The sequence below is a fragment of the Streptomyces sp. NPDC001373 genome, from assembly GCF_042895815.1.
Taxonomy (GTDB): Bacteria; Actinomycetota; Actinomycetes; order Streptomycetales; family Streptomycetaceae; genus Streptomyces.
This window is the reverse complement of sequence record NZ_JBIAWQ010000029.1, coordinates 1-16573: the sequence shown is the minus strand read 5'-3', so window position 1 is coordinate 16573 and position 16573 is coordinate 1. Positions and strand designations below refer to the sequence as shown.

The window sequence follows — 16573 nt, the reverse complement described above, 5'->3', positions numbered from 1 at the left end:
GAGGATAGGCGACGGTCCCGGGGCGGCTCCGGGCGCGAGGCGGGGGGCGGACAGCCCATCCATAATCAACTTAGGTTAGGCTCACCTTGCCCCTCGTCCCCGACGTGCGATTCGGCGGTCCGCCATGCCCGGCCCGACTCTCCCCGCCCCGCCCGCACCCGCCCCCGCCGGCTCCCCGGTGGCGCGCGCGTACGCACGCCTCACGGCCGTCTACCCGGGCCTGCGGATCCGCGAGCACGCCGCGCACGAACCCCTCCCCGGCGGTGCGGGATGGGTCGGCGCGCACGAGCTCGCGGCGGGCGGCGGGGCCCTCGACTCCCATCTCGCCTGGGACGCGGCCCAGGTGGTCCGGGACTACGGCCGGCCGGCGCGGCCCGATGTCGTGGCCGGGTTCGGCCTGCACCGCTACGCCTGGCCGGCCTGCCTGCTGATCACGGTCCCCTGGTTCCTGGAGCGCAGGGTGCCCCGGCTGCCCGTGGACCGGGTGGCCTTCCACCGGACCGAGGGGCGGATGTCGGTGCGCGTCGAGGAGTTCGCCTGTCTGCCCGGCGATCCCGCGGCCGCCCTCCCCGGCGCGCGGACCGTGGCCGGCGAGGAGGCGCTGCGCGAGGAGGTGCGGGCGGCGGTGGCCGAGCACGTGGGTCCACTGCTGGAGGGGTTCGGCCCGCGGATGCGGCGGGGCCCGCGTGCCCTGTGGGCCGCGGCCGCCGACGAGGTCGTCGAGGGCCTCTGGTACGTCGGGAGTCTGCTCGGCGAGGAGCGGCGGGCGGTGCGCGAGCTGGAGCTGCTCCTGCCGGGCGCGCTGGCCCCGTACCCGGCCGGGGCGCGCTTCCGCACGCTCGCCGGGCCCTGCGGGACGGAGCTGACCACACGGGACCGGGCCGGCTGCTGCTTCTTCTACACGGTCCGCCCCGAGGACACCTGCACCACCTGCCCCCGCACCCGCGACACGGAGAGGATCGCCCGGCTCACGTCAGCCGTCGGCTGAACCCACCCCGCCGGATGAAGCGCATTCGAACTCAACTCGGAATACCCGGAAAGCAGTTCGAGACACAACGCCCTATCCGACGGACCCCGCCCCCCGTTGGCGTCCACTTGACCCGAAACCCACGTGCACCACAGATCGGCTGCGCCACTATGGCGCCCGGAAAGCCGCATACGCGAGGCAAGGGACAACCGCATGAGACTGACCGACATATCGCTGGACTGGCTGCTGCCCGGCGGCCTGTTGATCCTGGGCGTGCTTGCGGCAGTGGCGGTGCTGGCCCGGGGCAAGCGGGAGGGCGAGAAGGCCGCGGCCGACGACAGCTGGGAACGCAGCGAGGAGCGGCGGCGGCGCAAGGAGGCCGTCTACGGCACCGCCTCGTACGTCCTGCTCTTCTGCTGCGCCGCGGTGGCCGCCGCGCTCTCCTTCCACGGGCTGGTCGGCTTCGGCCGGCAGAACCTCAACCTCTCCGGCGGCTGGGAGTACCTGGTCCCCTTCGGCCTCGACGGCGCCGCGATGTTCTGCTCGGTGCTCGCCGTCCGCGAGGCCAGCCACGGCGACGCCGCCCTGGGCTCCCGGATGCTGGTCTGGCTGTTCGCCGGGGCGGCCGCCTGGTTCAACTGGGTGCACGCGCCCCGGGGATCGGGCCACGACGGCGCCCCCCAGTTCTTCGCCGGGATGTCGCTCTCGGCGGCCGTGCTCTTCGACCGCGCCCTCAAGCAGACCCGCCGGGCCGCGCTGCGCGAGCAGGGCCTGATCCCGCGCCCGCTGCCGCAGATCCGCATGGTCCGCTGGCTGCGGGCCCCCCGCGAGACCTTCGGCGCCTGGTCGCTGATGCTCCTGGAGGGCGTGCGCACGCTCGACGAGGCGGTCGACGAGGTGCGCGAGGACAAGAAGGAGCGGGAGCAGGACCGGCACCGCAGGCGGGAGCAGCACCGTCTGGACCGCGCCCGCATCAAGGCGCTGGGCCGGCAGCACAGGGCGTTCGGGCGGGCCCGGGCGCGTCAGGTCGACCTGCCGGGGCTGACCCCCGGGACGGGCTCCGCGCCGGTCGGCGCGGAGCCGGCCATATCGGAAGCGGGACAGCTGCCCCTGCGACGAAGGCCCTCCCTGCAGGCCGTGAACGGAACCGAGTCCTCTGACCCGGCCGGTCCCCGGACGGTGGACCTCACCGCCGAGGACGACACCCAGACCATCCCCCGGCTCGACTCACTGGAGCGCAAGCTGAAGGACCTGGAGCAGCAGTTCGGCTGACCGGCCCAAGCCGGACGCCCGCGCACGCCTCGGCGGGGCGGCCTTCGGGCGGCCCCGCCGTCGCACGCCCCGGGCCGCTCCGCGGCTACCCGGCGTCCTCCAGCTCGAACCAGACGACCTTGCCCGGCCCCAGCGCCGGCGGGTCCACGCCCCAGGTGTCGGCGAGCGCCTCCACCAGGACCAGCCCCCTTCCGTGCGTACCGTCGTCGGCGGACGGTACGTGCGGCCGGGGCCGGCGGGCGGCGCCGTCGCGGACCTCGACCCGCAGCCGGGCGTCCTTGACGCTCGCGGACACCTCGGCGCCCCCTTCCGTGTGGACGAGGGCGTTGGTGACGAGCTCGGTGACCAGCAGTTCGGCCACCTGGGCCGTATCGGCCCCGCAGCGGTGGCGGAGCAGCTCCCGCAACTCCCTGCGGACCTCGCCCACCTGCCTGAGGTCGGCGCGGCGGACGCTGCGCGTCATCTCCGCCCGGTCCGGCGACGGTTCGCGCGCCACCGGTCGCCCCCTCCGCCACGGCTTCCCGGTCTTCGCCCCCACGCGCACGGCGATGTACCTCCCCGTATTCCTGTGCCCGCCTCTCGAACAGGCCTACGGAATGCATGCCCCCGGGGCGGGTTCACACTCCTTCACCCCCAGGCGCCGGGCCCGTCGCACCGCCGGGATCCGGCCAGCCGCACCCACCGGGGCACCCCCCGGCCGACACGGTCCCGCTGTCCGATGGTGCGAATCCGGTCACCCCACGGACACCGTCCTTCGGTGGAACCGACAGCCCTGCGCACCCCGCCACCGCGTTCACCGGGGCGGCGCCCGGCGGCGCGCGTCCCGTCGTGCCACGCGGCCCCGTCCGGGGACGGAGGCCGGAAACCGGCGGTGCCGCCCGCCCGTTCCGCCCACGGAACGCCCGAGAAGGGCACTTCGACGGGCGGGCCGTACTGCACGAGGGGGAGGAAAACTCGCACCCACCACGGGGAACCGCCGCCGTCAGGCCTCCGCACCCCCTTGACGGGACCGGCTCACGCCTCCCAGACGGCGGCGGCCGTCCGGTCGTCGGCGTAGCCCTTGAGGCGGATCTGGGTGTCCGCGAGGAAGGCCGCCAGACCGGGCGGGTCCCCCTGGGACCAGCGGGACGCGAGCTCGGCCGGGAGCAGGCCCTCCTCGCGCATGGGCTCCGCGAGGCCGCCGGAGCAGAGCAGCAGGGTGTCGCCCGGGCGGGCCGCGGAGGCACGGAACCGGAAGCCGGCGGCCCCGTCCGTGTCCTGCTCCAGGTCCTGCCAGCGGCCCCCGCGGAGCCGGAAGGCCCCGCCCGCACCGGCGCCGAAGCAGATCCGGTGGGGGCACTGGGGGTCCAGGGGCAGCAGCAGTCCGCGCAGCCCGGCGGTGTAGGCCTCCTCGTCGAGCCCGAGTTCGGCGGCCCGGGCCCGCAGCCGCCCGTAGCCCCGGTCGGTGAGCCGCTGGAGCCCCGAGAGCAGGGCCTCGCGGCGGCCCGTGCGGATGTCCTCGGCCAGCCGCTCCCGGCTGCGCCCGACGGCCGCCGCGACGGAGTGTCCCAGTTCGGCGGCGGCCTCGCGGGTGCCGGGGGCGGCCCGGTCCCCGCCGGCCAGGACCACCAGGACGAGGGCGTCGTCCCCGCTGCCGAAGCGGGCGGTGAGCAGGAAGTCCCGGCGGGCGTCACCCCGGTAGCGGGCGGAGTCCCCACGCAGCGATGCGGCGCGCAGGGTGTACGTGCCGTAGCGGGCCCCCTCCAGAACGGTGTCGGGGGTGAGGGAGTCCAGGGCGGCGGGGTCGGCGGCCGGGAGCGCTCCCGGCTCGGCGGCGTAGGTGGGGGCCCGGTCGCCGAGATGACTGACCACGGGCCGCCCGGCGGGCTCCGGCTCGGGCCCCGGCACGGGCCCCGGCCGCAGCTCCCGCTCCGCTCGCGGCGGGGTGCCGGGGCGCGGCGGGGCGGGCGGCACCGCCACGTCCCCTTCCGCGTACCCGGTGGCACCCGTCACCCGGGAGTCGCGGCGGGGCGGCGGGACGGGCGCGGCGGGCTTGTCCAGCCGCAGCGGCGCGGTCGCGGCGGGGGGCGGTTCGGGCGCCACCGGGGGCGCCGCGGGCGGGGCGTCCGCCGTCCGGGGGCCGGGGAGCGACGGGGGCCCGGGCGGAGCCGGACCGTCCGTGCCGACCATGACCGACGCCGAGCGGAAGCGCTGGTCCAGCGTGTCCCCCGGGTCGGGTCCGGTCCCCGCGTCCGGGTCCTCGTACAGCTTCTGCCACCAGTCCTGCGCGCCCTGCTGACTCATGCCCTCATTGTCGGCCGCACCGGGCGGCGGAAAACCCCGAATGCACGAAAAGGTCCCCCGGTCCGGGATCGCCACCTTGGCAAACGGGCCGCGGGTGCGGCGAAGATGGGCCGGAACGGGTCGGAGAGTGGGGTGGACGGGTTGCTGGGGGCAATAGGCCTGGACGAGGGGCAGGAGTCGGCGTACCGCGCACTGGTCGCGCTGGGGGCGGCGGAGGTGCCGGACCTCGCCCGCCGGCTGACGCTGCCGGTGCCGCAGACCGAGCGGACCCTGCGGCACCTGGAGCGGCACGGTCTGGCGGCGCAGTCCTCGGCCCGTCCCGGCCGGTGGGTGGCCGCGCCGCCCGCGGTGGCGCTGGGCGCCCTTCTCTCCCGGCAGCGCCAGGGGCTGGAGCAGGCCGAAGTGGCCGCCGAGCTGCTGGCGCTGGAGTACCGGGCGGAGGCGGCGGACGCGGCGGTGCACGACCTCGTGGAGGTGGTGACGGGCGCGAGCGCGGTCGCGCACCGCTTCCACCAGATCCAGCTCGGCGCGGTGGAGGAGGTGTGCGCGCTGGCGAGCGCGCGCCCACTGGTCGTGTCGGGGATGGAGAACGAGCCGACGGAGGAACAGGCCGCCGTGCGCGGCGTCGGGTACCGGGTGGTCGTCGAGCGGGACGTCCTGGGCCTGCCCACGGGGATCCGGGAGGCGTCGACGGCGCTGGTGCGGGGCGCACGGGTCCGGGTGACGGGCCGGGTCCCCACCAGCCTGGTCATCGCGGACCGCGCCCTCGCCATGGTGCCGCTCACGGCGCACGGCACGGAGCCCGCGGCGCTCGTCGTCCACGCCTCGGGGCTGCTGGAGTCCCTGATGGGCCTGTTCGAGGCGGTCTGGCGGGAGGCCGTCCCGCTGGTGCTGGGGGCGACCGGGACCCCGGAGGAGTCGGGCGGCGTGCCCGACAGCACCGACCTGGAGATCCTGACCCTCCTGCTGGCCGGGATGACGGACGCGAGCGTGGCCAAGCACCTGGAGCTGGGCCTGCGGACGGTCCAGCGCCGGGTGAAGGGCCTGATGGAACTGGCCGGGGTGACCACCCGGCTCCAGCTCGGCTGGCACGCGTACGAACGGGGCTGGGTGGCCAGGTAGCCCCGGGGACGCGCGACCTGGAGTCCCTGGACCCGGCGGCGGGGCTGGAGGTGGTCGCGGGCGGGGGGCCGCGCCGGATGCCGGTGCCGGCGGCTCTGGCGAACGCGTCCGGCTTCGGCGGCACAACGCCGCCGTGCCGTGCACGTCCGCCCGGCCCTTCGGAACGCGGCCCCGGGGGGCGGGGAGGGGGCGCCGCCCCCTCCCCGGTCAGGCGCGCCCGCCCCGCTTCGCGGCGTGGTTCGCGCGGCCCTCGGCCGACTTGGCGCGCCAGTCCCGGCGGATCTCCGCCCGCAGGCGGGCGTCCGTCTTCGCCACGATGCGCTGGTTCTCGCGCAGCAGCTTGCGGTAGCTCTCCAGGCGCCGCTCGGGCAGCGTTCCGTCGGCCACCGCCGCGAGCACCGCGCAGCCCGGCTCCGCCTGGTGGGCGCAGTCGTGGAAGCGGCAGTCGGCGGCGTGCTCCTCGATCTCCGAGAACACCTGCCCGACCCCCGCCTCCGCGTCGAACAGGCCGACGCCCCGCAGCCCCGGGGTGTCGATCAGGACGCCCCCGCCCGGCAGCGCGAGCAGGTTGCGGGTCGTGGTGGTGTGGCGCCCCTTGCCGTCGACGTCACGCGTGGCCTGCACGTCCATGACGTCCTCGCCGAGCAGCGCGTTGGCCAGCGTGGACTTGCCGGCGCCGGAGATGCCGAGCAGCACGCTCGTACCGCCGGCGACGACGGCCGCGAGGACGTCGGTCCCCTCGCCCGTGTGGGAGGAGACGGTGAGGACCTGCACGCCGGGCGCCGTGGTCTCCACGTCCCGGACGAGGTGGCCGAGCGTGTCCGGGTCCGGGACCAGGTCGGCCTTGGTCAGGACGACCAGCGGCTGGGCGCCCGACTCCCACGCCAGGGCGAGGAAGCGTTCGATCCGGCCGAGGTCGAGCTCGACGGCCAGCGAGACCGCGATGATCGCGTGGTCCACGTTGGCGGCGAGGATCTGCCCCTCGGAGCGCTGCGAGGAGGTGGACCGCACGAAGGCGGTGCGGCGCGGCAGGTACGCCTTCACGTAGCGCGGGCTGCCGGTCGCCTCGACGGCGGCCCAGTCGCCCGTGCAGATGACCCGGAGCGGGTCGTGGGGGGTGACGAAGGCGGTGTCGGCACGGATGACGCCGTCCTCGGTCATGAGGTCGCACTGCCCGCGGTCGACGCGGACGACCCGGCCGGGGAGGAGTCCCTCGGCGCCGTACGGGGCGAACTCCGCCGCCCAGGCGTCGTCCCAGCCGTAGGCCGCGAGGGCGTGCGGAAGGGAGGAGAAGGAGGAGGGGGAAGAAGACGGGAGAGTCAAGGGGAACCCTTCACAGGGTGGCCCCGGCAGCGCACACGCGGCGGCGCGCGGAGAGGTACGGGGTCAGCCGGAGGCCACAGAGGTGGAAACGAGGACGAACTCCTGAACGCGGGCAACGCCCGTCACAGTGACAGTCATCAACGTCCTCACCTCCTGCGGTGTCTCGACGAGCCAACGCGGCTCTCCTGGAGGGCGGTTGTGCCCCGCGCCTCCGTACCCGGGAACCATAACCCGGCCCCGTGCGGCGGCACCACCGGATTAATCCCCGGAATCGGTCACCCGCCCGTGGCGGTAGGCGGAGCGGGCGGCCAGGGCCAGGCCCTGGGCCAGTATCCAGCTCGCGAGGGTCACCAGCAGCGCCCCGTTCCTCGGCGGGACGCCCACGGCGAACCCGAGGAGGGCGAGGGCCGCGCGGACGGCGAGGGAGAACCCGAACAGGGCGAGGACCGTGCGGTTGCCCTTGGCCCAGAGGGTGCCGTCGGGCTCGCGCCGCAGGGTCATGGCGCGGCCCATGAGGTGGCCGGTGCCGAAGGCCGCGGCGGTCCCGGCGGCGAGCAGCACCGCACTGAGCACGGGGTGGGCGGGGGTGATCAGTCCGCCCTCGGCCACGCCGACGGCGGCGAGGACCGCGGGCAGCACCCACACGCGGTCCCGGTCCTTGACGGGCCGTCCGCCGAACCTGCGTACGAGGACGAAGACGACGACCAGCGCGATGACGAGAACGCGTGCGATATCCATGCCCTTCACGCTAGGAACGGGCCGCCCCGCTGTGATCGGCGCCGGGGTGGATCCCGGGTGGAGGTTCCCCCTCCACCCACGGGTGGAGGCCGGCCCGCCGCGCCGCCGTGTCCGTTTCCTTCAATACCGCCGGCACGGGCCCCGCCTAGCCTGCCGTCATGACCCCACGACTCGACATGATCGGCCTGGTCGTCTCCGACATGGCCGCCTCGCTCGCCTTCTACCGCCGTCTCGGCCTGGACGTCCCCGCGGACGCGGACGGTCTGCCGCACGTGGAGGCCGTCCTGCCCGGCGGGCTGCGGATCGGCTGGGACACCGAGGAGGTCGTCCGCTCCTTCGACCCCTCGTGGACCCCGCCCTCCGGGGGCCCGCGCCGCGAGCTCGCCTTCCTGTGCGACTCCCCCGCGGAGGTGGACGCGCTGTACGCGGAGCTGACGGACGCGGGGTACGGGGGGCACCTGAAGCCCTGGGACGCCTTCTGGGGGCAGCGCTACGCGGTGGTCCTGGATCCGGACGGCTGCCAGGTCTCGCTGTTCGCCCCCGCGGACCCCGGGGCCGCAGGGGCACCCGGCGGCGTCTGAGCCGCCGCCCACGCCCCCAGCGTGGTCCCGGCCAGGGCCCGCACCTCGCGGGCCAGGTGGGCCTGGTCGGCGTACCCGGCCGTGTACGCCACCTCCGCCTGCGCCAGCCCGCGCCGGGTCAGGGCCAGCGCCCGCTGGAGGCGCAGCACCCGGCCCAGGGTGCGGGGGCCGTATCCGAAGGCGTCGAGGCAGCGGCGGTGCAGCCGGCGCTCCCCGATGCCGAGGGCGGCGGCGATGGCGGAGACGGGCTGCCCGGCCCGGAGCCGGGCGGTCACCTCGGCGGGGAGCGGGTCGGGCGGGCCCATGGCGTCGAGCCGGGTCCGGGCCAGCGCTTCGAGGCCCGCGCACGGGTCCGCGTACCGCGCGGTCCGCCCGGTCAGCCGGCGCACCTCGGGGCCGGGCCACAGGTCGGCGAGCTCGACCCGCCGGTCGCGCAGGGCGCGGGCCGGTACGCCGAGCAGCGCGGGCGCGGTGCCGGGGGCGAGGCGCAGTCCCGCGAAGGAGCGGCCGGGGACCTCTCCGACGGGGTGCGGGCCGGTGTCGGGGCCGGCCACGAGCAGCCGGCCCTCGATCCAGAGCAGGTCCATGCACCCGTCGGGCAGCACGGGCCCGCCGGGACCCCGGGCCCGCCAGAGCACGGCTCCGGGGACGGACCGGGACGGCGCTTCCTCGTACACAGCGCAAGCCTGGGCGGGGCCGCGCCCGGCTGGGCCCGCCGGTCAGTGTTTGCGCAGGCGGGAGGTGTAGTCGTCCGGGGGCAGGAAGTTCGACCAGCGCTCCGGGAACTCGGAGGGCATCCCGGCGTCCTCGTCGTCCTCGGACTCCCCCTCGGCCAGGGCCCGCCAGGCGGCGGCCCGGGCGACGAGCCGGGCGGCCTCGGCCTCGCGGGCCCGCTCGTTCGCCTCGCGCGCCGCGGCGGTGGCCACCGAGGGCCAGACCCGGTCGATGGCGGCGTTGACGGCCGCGCCGACGAGCACCGCGAAGGCCGAGATGCCGATCCACAGCAGGATCGCGACGGGCGCGGCCAGCGAGCCGTAGATGGTCGGGCCCTCCACGGTGTTGGTGAGGTAGATCCGCAGCAGGAAGGAGCCGAGCACCCACATGGCGAGCGCGACGAGCGCGCCGGGCACGTCCTCGATCCACGGCGAGCGGACCGGCACGGACACGTGGTAGAGCGTGGTGAGGAAGGCGATGGACAGCAGGGTGACCACCGGCCAGTAGAGGACGGCGATCACCTCCGTGCTCCAGGGCACCAGCCGGACGACGGCGTCGGGGCCGACCACCATCAGCGGCAGCACGATCGCGCCGATCACCAGGGCGATGACGTAGAGGAGGAAGGACAGCAGCCGGGTCTTGACGATGCCGCGCTGCCCGTCGAGCCCGTACATGACGGTGATGGTGTCGATGAAGACGTTGACGGCGCGGGAGCCCGACCACAGGGCGAAGGCGAAGCCGAGGGAGATCAGGTCGGGGCGGCCCTCGCGGGTGACGTCGTCGAGCATCGGTCTGGCGATGTCGTTGACGCCCCGGTCGGACAGGACCGTGCCGACCGCGCGCAGGATGTTCTCCTCGATGCTGGCCACCGACTGGGTGTGCGTCCAGCCGTCCACGTAGCCGAGGAGGCCGAGCAGGCCGAGGAAGAGCGGGGGCAGGGACAGGAGGGTGAAGAAGGCGGCTTCGGCGGCGAGGCCGAGGATCCGGTACTCGACGCACGAGTTGACGGTGTCCTTGAGGAGCAGCCAGCCCATCTTGCGTTTGGAGACGTTGCGGTAGAGGACGCGGGCCCGATGGAGCCTTCCCGGGCGTACCGGGGTCCCCTCGGGTGTTTCGTTTGCCGGCTGCACGTCATTACGGTAGCCGCATGGCAGCCACCACCCACACAGTCAGCAACCAGGCCCCGCCGCTCGTCGGGTACGAGGTGTACCTCGGCGACCGGGCCCTCACGGAGGCGGTGGAGCGGCACCTCGCGGACGCGGCTCCGGAAGTCCGCGACGAGGTGCGGCGGGAGCTCGCCGAGCTGGGGCGCGCGGCGGGCTCGGCGCAGGCCCAGCGGTGGGGCCGCGAGGCGAACGAGAACCCGCCGGTCCTGCGGACGCACGACCGCTACGGCAACCGGATCGACGAGGTGGAGTTCCCCCGGGCGTGGCACCGGCTGCTGGGGCACGCGGTGGGCGCCGGGCTGACCGACGCCTGGGGGCGGCCGTCGGGGCACCTGCGCCGGGCGGCGGGCTTCTTCGTGTGGTCGCAGGCGGAAGCGGGGCACGGCTGTCCGGTGTCGATGACGCACGCGGCCGTGCCAGCGCTGCGGGCGGATCCGGAGCTGGCCGCGCTGTGGGAGCCGAAGCTGACCTCGCACGTGTACGAGGAGGGGCTGCGGCCGGCCGGGCTGAAGGCCGGGGTGCTGTTCGGGATGGCGATGACGGAGAAGCAGGGGGGCAGCGACGTACGGGCGAACACGACGGCGGCGGTGCCCCTGGACGCCTCCGGGGAGTACCTGCTGACCGGGCACAAGTGGTTCTGCTCGGCGCCGATGTCGGACGGCTTCCTGGTGCTGGCGCAGGCGCCGGGCGGGCTGACGTGCTTCCTGGTGCCGCGGGTGCTGCCGGACGGGGCGCGGAACCCGTTCGCGCTCCAGCGGCTGAAGGACAAGATGGGGAACCGGTCGAACGCCTCGGGGGAGGTCGAGTTCGACGGGACCTGGGCGCGGCGGGTGGGCGAGGAGGGCCGGGGGGTGCGGACCATCATCGGGATGGTCGCGGCGACCCGGCTGGACTGTGTGGTCGGCTCGGCGTCGCTGATGCGGCAGGCGCTGACGCAGGCCGTCCACCATGCGGAGCACCGCTCTGTTTTCGGAGCGCCGCTCATCGGGCAGCCGCTGATGCGCAACGTCCTGGCCGACCTCGCCCTGGAGTCGGAGGCGGCGACCGTGCTGGCCCTGCGCCTGGCGGCCGCCTGCGACGCAGGGACGGAGCAGGAGTCGGCCTTCCTGCGCCTGGCGGTGCCCGTGGCGAAGTACTGGGTGACCAAGCGCTGTACGCCGATGGTGGCGGAGGCACTGGAGTGTCTGGGGGGCAACGGCTACGTAGAGGAGTCCGGACTGCCGAGACTGCTGCGCGAATCCCCGGTGAACTCCATCTGGGAGGGTTCGGGCAACGTGCAGGCGCTGGACGCGCTGCGCGCCCTCCAGAGGGAGCCGCAGGCCCTGAACGCCTTCCTCCAGGAGGTCGGCTTCGCGCGGGGCGCCGACCACCGGCTGGACGTGGCCTTCAGGGACCTGTTCACGGACCTCGCGGACCTGGAGGGGATCGAGGGCCGGGCCCGCCGGGTGGTGGAGCGGATGGCCCTGGTGCTCCAGGGTGCGCTGCTGGTGCGGTGGGCGCCACCGGAGGTGGCGGACGCCTTCTGCGCGTCGCGGCTCGGCGGTGACCGGGGGTCGGCCTTCGGAACGCTGCCGCACGGCCTGGACCTGGGTGCGGTGGTGGCACGGGCGCGGATCTCGGGCTGAGCGCGGTCCCCTGACCGCTGCGGTTCGCGGGTGGTCCCCAAACCACCCGGGACCGCGTGGCCGCGGCGGTCCCCAAACCACCGCGACCGCGAACCGTTCAGCGCCGGGATCCGAACCCGTCCAGGTGGGTCCGGGGGTGGCGCCGCGCCGACTCGGCACCACCCCCGGTCCCAAGAGCCCCGAGGAAGGAGCTGTCACGCCGCTCTGCGGCGTGCCGATAGTTTCGGTCGCGCGGCCGGGGGTTGGCGAGAGTTGCATACCGTTGCAACGCTTCGGTCCACAGGTGGTCGCAGGTGCCCGCCGCACGTGCCCGGGGAAGGGGCGCGTACGCCGGCCTCGGCGGCTTCCGCCGTACGTCCTGTTCAGCACGGGGAGGTTCCGGTGGCCAACACCGCAGGCAGCACGGCCGACGTGGCGCACATCTCGGCCATGGACGCGCGGGACGCCGCACGTCTGCTCAAGGGAGTACGGGCGGCGGCGCTGGCCGGGGACCGCCCGCCGGCCGCCCCGCGCCCGGAGATCGCCGAGTCCTGGCGCCGGATGATGGCCGGCGGGGTGCACCCGGACCGGGACGCGAGGTCGCGGATGCTGTCTGCCGCCGAGACCGAGGAGCGGCGGCAGGTCTCGCCGCTGCGGGAGATCCTGCCCGTGCTGCGGGAGGGGCTGCTGCCCGCGCTGGACGAGTCCCTGCACATCATGGTCGTCGCCGACGCCGACGGGCGGCTGCTGTGGCGGGAGGGGCACAGCGGCGTCCTGCGCAAGGCGGACCGGCTGGGCTTCGCGGTGGGGGCCGACTGGGGCGAGGCGGTGGTCGGCACGAACGGGGTGGGTACCGCGCTGGTGACCCGGCGGCCGGTGCAGGTGTTCTCGGCGGAGCACTTCGTCTCCAGCCACCACGACTGGACCTGCGCCGGGGCCCCCGTGCACGACCCCCGGGACGGGCAGCTGCTGGGCGTGGTCGACGTCAGCGGTCCGCTCGCCACGATGCACCCGGCGACCCTGGCCTGGGTCAGCTCGGTGGCCCGGCTCGCCGAGCGGGAGCTGCGGGTGCGCCACCTGGAGTCCCTGGAGCGGCTGCGGGCGGTGGCGGCGCCGTTGCTGGCCCGGCTCCCGGGGCGGGCCGTGGCGGTGGACCCGCACGGCTGGACGGCGGCGGTGACGGGGCTGGCCCCCGCGGACCGGGTGCAGCTGCCGAAGGCGCTCGGCCCCGGGCGGCTGTGGATCCCGCAGCTGGGCGACTGCGTCGCGGAGCCGCTGCCGGGCGGCTGGCTGCTTCGCCTGGCGGAGTCCACGGCGGCCGCGGCGGTGAGCCGGGTGGTGCTGGACCTGAGCCGGCCCCGGTCCTGGTCGGCGACGGTGTACGGGGCCGCCGGAAGCTGGTCGCAGGAGCTGAGCCCGCGCCATGCGGAGCTGCTGTTCCTGCTGGCACAGACCCCGCGCGGGCGGACGGCGGCGGAGCTGGCCGAGGAGCTGTTCGGGGACCCCACCCGCACGGTGACGGTCCGCGCGGAGCTCTCCCGGGTCCGCCGCCACCTCGCCGGGGTGCTGAGCCACCGTCCGTACCGGTTCGCGGAGGACGTGGAGGTGGAGCTGATCCGCCCGCGGGACCCGGCCGGGCTGCTGCCGCACTCGACGGCCCCGGGGGTGGTCCGGGCCCGGCTGGGCCTCGGCGGGCCCTGGGGGACCCCCCGGCGGCGGCCGGGGGATGTGGTTCCCTGAAGCGCATGAGCACCATCACACTGACCACCTGGTCCCTCGAGATGACCTCGCCCGCCGACCTGGTCCCGGCCGCCGGACCCGGCCCCGAGATCACGATCAGCCGGGCCGAGGTGCCCTCCCCCGAGTTCAGCCGCTTCCTGTACGCCTCCGTGGGCCAGGACATCCACTGGACGGACCGTCTGTCGCTGACCCGCGCGCAGTGGGTGGAGCAGCTGGAACGCCCGGGCGTGGAGACGTGGGTGGCGTACGACCGGGGCACCCCGGCGGGGTACGTGGAGTTCGACCCGCAGCCCGACGGCGTGGTGGAGATCGTCTACTTCGGCCTGCTCCCCGCCTTCCGGGGCCGGCGGATCGGCGGACACCTTCTCTCGGTGGGCATAGCCCGCGCCTGGGACCTGGCGGACCGCTGGCCGGACCGCGAGCCCACGCGCCGCGTCTGGCTGCACACGTGCAGCCAGGACGGCCCCACGGCGATGGACAACTACCAGCGCCGTGGCTTCAAGCTCTTCAGGACGGAAACGGAAGAGAAGCCCAACACCCCCACCCCGGGTCCCTGGCCCGGCGCGTAAGCCCCGGCAGGGCTTCACGAGGCCCCTTCCGCGCCGCCGTGGCCCCGTCCGGCGGCGCGGGGCGGGGCGGGAGCGGAAGGCCCGCGCGGCGTGACCCCCGTCACGCCGTCTCGCGATCCGGGACGAGTGCGTCCGCATCATGGACAGTAGTGGACTCCTCCAATCGGCCCATGACACGCTTCGGCCATGAATGGAGCTGGGATTGCCTTGGTGAGTCGACGCCACGTCGACCTCGGCCGCATGTCCAGCGCCATGTGTCCGGCGAGCTGACGGAACCAGCCCTCGCCGCACGTCGCCGTCACCCCCGCCGCCGCGGACGCGTCGACCACCCGCAAGCCCCCTGAAGGCTGAACCCTGCCCCCGCACGCCGGAAACCCTGGCGAAACGGCGCACATCGGCCACACCTGCTCGGAGATTCCAGCGTGACAGGGGCGCGCCGCCGCTCCCCCTGCCCCGCCTCCAGCCGTTGAAGAAGGACGTACCCGCCATGGCCGCCACCCCCGAAACGCCCGCAGCCGCCGCGCGCCGCAAGACCGGCCGTCACCGCGGTGAGGGCCAGTGGGCCGTCGGACACCACACGCCCCTCAACGGCAACGAGCAGTTCAAGAAGGACGACGACGGTCTCAACGTGCGGACACGCATTGAGACGATCTACTCCAAGAGGGGCTTCGACTCGATCGACCCCAACGACCTGCGCGGCCGTATGCGCTGGTGGGGCCTCTACACCCAGCGCAAGCCCGGGATCGACGGCGGCAGGACCGCGATCCTGGAGCCGGAGGAGCTGGACGACAAGTACTTCATGCTGCGCGTCCGCATCGACGGCGGCCGGCTGACCACCGAGCAGCTCCGCGTCATCGGCGAGATCTCCGAGGAGTTCGCGCGCGGCACCGCCGACCTCACCGACCGTCAGAACGTGCAGTACCACTGGATCCGGATCGAGGACGTCCCGGAGATCTGGCGCCGCCTGGAGGCCGTCGGCCTGTCCACCACCGAGGCCTGCGGTGACACGCCCCGCGTCATCCTCGGTTCGCCCGTCGCCGGCATCGCCCAGGACGAGATCATCGACGGCACCCCCGCCATCGAGGAGATCCACCGCCGCATCGTCGGCAACAAGGACTTCTCCAACCTGCCCCGCAAGTTCAAGTCCGCGGTCTCCGGCTCGCCGCTGCTCGACGTGGCGCACGAGATCAACGACCTCGCCTTCGTCGGCGTGAACCACCCGGAGCACGGCCCCGGCTTCGACGTGTGGGTCGGCGGCGGCCTCTCCACCAACCCCAAGCTGGGCGTCCGCCTGGGGACCTGGGTCTCGCTCGACGAGGTCCCGGACGTCTACGAGGGCGTCATCTCGGTCTTCCGCGACTACGGCTACCGGCGCCTGCGCACCCGCGCCCGCCTGAAGTTCCTCGTCGCCGACTGGGGCGCGGCCAAGTTCCGCCAGGTCCTGGAGGACGAGTACCTGAAGCGGAAGCTCACCGACGGCCCCGCGCCCGAGCAGCCCAGCGGCCAGTGGCGCGACCACGTCGGCGTCCACCAGCAGCAGGACGGCAGGTTCTACGTCGGCTTCGCGCCCCGCGTCGGCCGCGTCGACGGCGCCACCCTGACCAAGATCGCGGACATCGCCGAGCAGCACGGCTCCGGCCGCCTGCGCACCACCGCCGAGCAGAAGATGATCGTCCTCGACATCGAGGCCGACAAGGTCGACTCCGTCGTCGGGGCGCTGGAGGCGCTGGACCTGCGGGTCAAGCCGTCCCCGTTCCGCCGCGGCACCATGGCGTGCACCGGCATCGAGTTCTGCAAGCTGGCCATCGTCGAGACCAAGGGACGCGGGGCCTCGCTGATCGACGAGCTGGAGCGCCGCCTTCCGGACTTCGCCGAGCCGCTCACCATCAACATCAACGGCTGCCCGAACGCGTGCGCCCGTATCCAGGTGGCGGACATCGGTCTCAAGGGCCAGCTGGTCCTGGACGACGAGGGCAACCAGGTCGAGGGATACCAGGTCCACCTGGGCGGCGCCCTGGGCCTGGAGGCCGGCTTCGGCCGCAAGGTCCGCGGCCTCAAGGTCACCTCGGCCGAACTGCCCGACTACGTCGAGCGGGTCGTCACGCGCTTCGAGGCGGAGCGCGAGGACGGCGAGCGCTTCGCCGCCTGGGTCGGCCGCGCGAACGACGAGAGCCTCTCATGAGCGACCGCGCCGCACCGTTCCACTGCCCGTACTGCGGCGACGAGGACCTGTTTCCCCACGAGACGGGCCACGGCGCCTGGGAGTGCAGAGCCTGCAACCGGGCCTTCCAGCTCAAGTACCTCGGGCTGCTGTCCCGGGGTGTTCAGTCCAACGCTGCTGGAGGGAACGAGATATGACCACCGTTCAAGACGCGCGTCTCACAGAACTGAAGGAACTCGCCGAGCGGGCGGGCCGGGAGCTGGAGGACGCCTCCGCGCCGGAGATCCTCACCTGGGCCGCCGACACCTTCGGTACGAGGTTCTGTGTGACCTC

At 74.6% G+C, this 16573-nt stretch carries 16 protein-coding genes and 1 pseudogene; 11 read left to right on the top strand and 6 right to left on the bottom strand.

What is annotated here, in order from left to right; genetic code table 11:
* Positions 1 to 124: 124 nt before the first annotated feature.
* Positions 125 to 988 carry a (2Fe-2S)-binding protein gene (locus ACFY15_RS34620; RefSeq protein WP_390691466.1) on the top strand — a complete coding sequence of 288 codons (864 nt, stop codon included), beginning with the start codon at positions 125 to 127 and terminating at the stop codon, positions 986 to 988.
* A gap of 192 nt (positions 989 to 1180) precedes the next feature.
* Positions 1181 to 2239, top strand: a complete 1059-nt coding sequence (locus tag ACFY15_RS34615) for a DUF2637 domain-containing protein (protein WP_390826820.1) — start codon at positions 1181 to 1183, stop codon at positions 2237 to 2239.
* A gap of 85 nt (positions 2240 to 2324) precedes the next feature.
* Here the strand turns inward: ACFY15_RS34615 and ACFY15_RS34610 are convergent, their stop codons facing one another.
* Complete coding sequence (locus ACFY15_RS34610; RefSeq protein WP_390691480.1) at positions 2325 to 2702, bottom strand: ATP-binding protein; 378 nt, start codon at positions 2700 to 2702, stop codon at positions 2325 to 2327.
* Positions 2703 to 3253: 551 nt separating this feature from the next.
* Positions 3254 to 4522, bottom strand: a complete 1269-nt coding sequence (locus ACFY15_RS34605; protein ID WP_390826819.1) for a protein phosphatase 2C domain-containing protein — start codon at positions 4520 to 4522, stop codon at positions 3254 to 3256.
* A 141-nt stretch (positions 4523 to 4663) separates the two neighbouring features.
* Here ACFY15_RS34605 and ACFY15_RS34600 point away from each other — a divergent pair, with 141 nt between their 5' ends.
* The gene (locus ACFY15_RS34600; protein ID WP_390691481.1) at positions 4664 to 5644 is read left to right on the top strand and encodes a helix-turn-helix domain-containing protein; all 981 of its coding nucleotides are present in this window, start codon (positions 4664 to 4666) and stop codon (positions 5642 to 5644) included.
* A 207-nt stretch (positions 5645 to 5851) separates the two neighbouring features.
* Here ACFY15_RS34600 and rsgA read toward each other — a convergent pair whose 3' ends face one another.
* Positions 5852 to 6967, bottom strand: coding sequence for a ribosome small subunit-dependent GTPase A (rsgA, locus tag ACFY15_RS34595; protein WP_390691469.1), 1116 nt, complete (start codon positions 6965 to 6967; stop codon positions 5852 to 5854).
* Positions 6968 to 7225: 258 nt separating this feature from the next.
* On the bottom strand, positions 7226 to 7705 hold the full coding sequence (locus ACFY15_RS34590; RefSeq protein WP_390691470.1) for a hypothetical protein: 480 nt from the start codon (positions 7703 to 7705) through the stop codon (positions 7226 to 7228).
* A gap of 158 nt (positions 7706 to 7863) precedes the next feature.
* Here ACFY15_RS34590 and ACFY15_RS34585 point away from each other — a divergent pair, with 158 nt between their 5' ends.
* Positions 7864 to 8286, top strand: a complete 423-nt coding sequence (locus tag ACFY15_RS34585; protein WP_390691471.1) for a VOC family protein — start codon at positions 7864 to 7866, stop codon at positions 8284 to 8286.
* On the opposite strand, the gene ACFY15_RS34580 is transcribed toward ACFY15_RS34585, so the two are convergent.
* Both ACFY15_RS34580 and ACFY15_RS34575 read right to left on the bottom strand, forming a co-directional pair.
* Positions 8196 to 8963 carry a helix-turn-helix domain-containing protein gene (locus ACFY15_RS34580; RefSeq protein ID WP_390691472.1) on the bottom strand — a complete coding sequence of 256 codons (768 nt, stop codon included), beginning with the start codon at positions 8961 to 8963 and terminating at the stop codon, positions 8196 to 8198. The two genes, ACFY15_RS34585 and ACFY15_RS34580, sit on opposite strands and share 91 nt — an antisense overlap.
* A 42-nt stretch (positions 8964 to 9005) precedes the next feature.
* On the bottom strand, positions 9006 to 10130 hold the full coding sequence (locus ACFY15_RS34575; RefSeq protein ID WP_390691473.1) for a YihY/virulence factor BrkB family protein: 1125 nt from the start codon (positions 10128 to 10130) through the stop codon (positions 9006 to 9008).
* A 17-nt stretch (positions 10131 to 10147) separates the two neighbouring features.
* On the opposite strand from ACFY15_RS34575, the gene ACFY15_RS34570 reads away from it, so the two are divergent.
* From ACFY15_RS34570 to ACFY15_RS34540, 7 genes and pseudogenes are all read left to right on the top strand, one after another.
* Positions 10148 to 11791, top strand: coding sequence for an acyl-CoA dehydrogenase family protein (locus ACFY15_RS34570; protein WP_390691474.1), 1644 nt, complete (start codon positions 10148 to 10150; stop codon positions 11789 to 11791).
* Between the two features lie 429 nt (positions 11792 to 12220).
* The gene (locus tag ACFY15_RS34565; RefSeq protein ID WP_390691482.1) at positions 12221 to 13510 is read left to right on the top strand and encodes a GAF domain-containing protein; all 1290 of its coding nucleotides are present in this window, start codon (positions 12221 to 12223) and stop codon (positions 13508 to 13510) included.
* Between the two features lie 5 nt (positions 13511 to 13515).
* Complete coding sequence (locus tag ACFY15_RS34560) at positions 13516 to 14079, top strand: GNAT family N-acetyltransferase (protein ID WP_390691475.1); 564 nt, start codon at positions 13516 to 13518, stop codon at positions 14077 to 14079.
* A gap of 186 nt (positions 14080 to 14265) precedes the next feature.
* Complete coding sequence (locus ACFY15_RS34555; protein ID WP_344166751.1) at positions 14266 to 14349, top strand: putative leader peptide; 84 nt, start codon at positions 14266 to 14268, stop codon at positions 14347 to 14349.
* A 217-nt stretch (positions 14350 to 14566) separates the two neighbouring features.
* Positions 14567 to 16261 (top strand): nitrite/sulfite reductase, encoded by a 1695-nt coding sequence (locus ACFY15_RS34550; protein ID WP_390691476.1) that lies wholly within the window; start codon positions 14567 to 14569, stop codon positions 16259 to 16261.
* Complete coding sequence (locus tag ACFY15_RS34545) at positions 16258 to 16437, top strand: hypothetical protein (RefSeq protein ID WP_390691477.1); 180 nt, start codon at positions 16258 to 16260, stop codon at positions 16435 to 16437. Before ACFY15_RS34550 ends, ACFY15_RS34545 begins: the two co-directional genes overlap by 4 nt.
* Positions 16434 to 16573 (top strand): annotated as a pseudogene (locus ACFY15_RS34540) (phosphoadenylyl-sulfate reductase); the annotation flags it as partial. The gene ACFY15_RS34545 and the pseudogene ACFY15_RS34540, both read left to right, overlap by 4 nt.

Excerpts from the sequence above, each read along its gene's own strand:
- ACFY15_RS34610 (WP_390691480.1), bottom strand. The coding sequence starts at position 2,702 with ATGACGCGCAGCGTCCGCCGCGCCGACCTCAGGCAGGTGGGCGAGGTC.
- ACFY15_RS34615 (WP_390826820.1), top strand. The coding sequence starts at position 1,181 with ATGAGACTGACCGACATATCGCTGGACTGGCTGCTGCCCGGCGGCCTG.
- ACFY15_RS34560 (WP_390691475.1), top strand. The coding sequence starts at position 13,516 with ATGAGCACCATCACACTGACCACCTGGTCCCTCGAGATGACCTCGCCC.
- ACFY15_RS34585 (WP_390691471.1), top strand. The coding sequence starts at position 7,864 with ATGACCCCACGACTCGACATGATCGGCCTGGTCGTCTCCGACATGGCC.
- ACFY15_RS34545 (WP_390691477.1), top strand. The coding sequence starts at position 16,258 with ATGAGCGACCGCGCCGCACCGTTCCACTGCCCGTACTGCGGCGACGAG.
- ACFY15_RS34570 (WP_390691474.1), top strand. The coding sequence starts at position 10,148 with ATGGCAGCCACCACCCACACAGTCAGCAACCAGGCCCCGCCGCTCGTC.
- ACFY15_RS34565 (WP_390691482.1), top strand. The coding sequence starts at position 12,221 with ATGGACGCGCGGGACGCCGCACGTCTGCTCAAGGGAGTACGGGCGGCG.
- ACFY15_RS34620 (WP_390691466.1), top strand. The coding sequence starts at position 125 with ATGCCCGGCCCGACTCTCCCCGCCCCGCCCGCACCCGCCCCCGCCGGC.
- ACFY15_RS34590 (WP_390691470.1), bottom strand. The coding sequence starts at position 7,705 with ATGGATATCGCACGCGTTCTCGTCATCGCGCTGGTCGTCGTCTTCGTC.
- ACFY15_RS34550 (WP_390691476.1), top strand. The coding sequence starts at position 14,567 with ATGGCCGCCACCCCCGAAACGCCCGCAGCCGCCGCGCGCCGCAAGACC.
- ACFY15_RS34605 (WP_390826819.1), bottom strand. The coding sequence starts at position 4,522 with ATGAGTCAGCAGGGCGCGCAGGACTGGTGGCAGAAGCTGTACGAGGAC.
- ACFY15_RS34555 (WP_344166751.1), top strand. The coding sequence starts at position 14,266 with ATGAATGGAGCTGGGATTGCCTTGGTGAGTCGACGCCACGTCGACCTC.